This window comes from Methylobacterium hispanicum, from assembly GCF_022179285.1.
Lineage (GTDB): Bacteria > Pseudomonadota > Alphaproteobacteria > Rhizobiales > Beijerinckiaceae > Methylobacterium > Methylobacterium hispanicum.
This window is the reverse complement of the sequence record NZ_BPQO01000091.1, coordinates 1-820: the sequence shown is the minus strand read 5'-3', so window position 1 is coordinate 820 and position 820 is coordinate 1. Positions and strand designations below refer to the sequence as shown.

Annotated in this window: 1 protein-coding gene; it reads left to right on the top strand. The window is 67.4% G+C overall.

Annotated features, from left to right (window positions below; genetic code table 11):
• Positions 1-70: 70 nt before the first annotated feature.
• A protein-coding gene (locus MFF56_RS31870; protein ID WP_238232218.1) for an IS5 family transposase occupies positions 71-820 on the top strand; the annotation gives its coding sequence in 2 pieces (ribosomal slippage) (positions 71-395 and positions 395-820; 751 coding nt annotated over the 2 pieces). This gene is flagged as partial in the annotation.

Below are 820 nucleotides of genomic sequence, written 5' to 3'. Positions count from 1 at the left end.
GTCGCGGACCCATAACGTCTGGCACGGCTGAGGTGCGGCGGCGTTAGCCCTCTGAGCGGGAGGGATCTGGATGGCGCGGTTTGACCTGACGGATGCGGAGTGGGCGGTGATCGAGCCTCTGTTGCCGACGGACGTGCGCGGCAAGGAGCGGGTAGATGACCGGCGGGTGCTCAACGGGATCTTCTGGCGTCTGCGCACGGGCGCACCCTGGGCCGACATCCCAGCGCGCTACGGCCCGCATACGACGTGCGGCAACCGCTTCCGGCGCTGGCGCAAGCGCGGCATCTGGGATCGGCTTCTGGATGCGGTGTCAAAGGCTTACGACGGCGACCTGCAGATGATCGACGCCACCAGCGTGCGGGTGCACCAGCATGCCGCCTGCGCCCAAAAAAAGACGGCCGATCCGGTGGCATGGGTCGCTCGTGCGGTGGCCTGACGAGCAAGATCCACGCGCTGGTGGATGCCGAGGGCCGTCCGGTGGTGCTCAAGATCACCGAAGGCCAAGCGCATGACGGGCGCGCGGCGGCCGACATGCTGGACGGGTTGGGCGCGGGCCAGATCCTGCTGGGTGATCGGGCCTACGACAGTGCCGCGCTACGCGCCCGGATGGCGGAGCAGGGCGCGTGGGCGAACGTGAAGCCGATACCCAACCGCAAGCAGGTGCTGGCTTTCAGCCCGTTCCTGTACAAGTACCGCAATCTGGTCGAGCGCTTCTTCAGCAAGATCAAGCACTTCCGAGCCGTCGCCACCCGCTACGACAAGGACCCCGACAACTTCCTGGCCAGCGTCAAGCTCGCAGCCCTGCGGGTCCGGCTGCGAG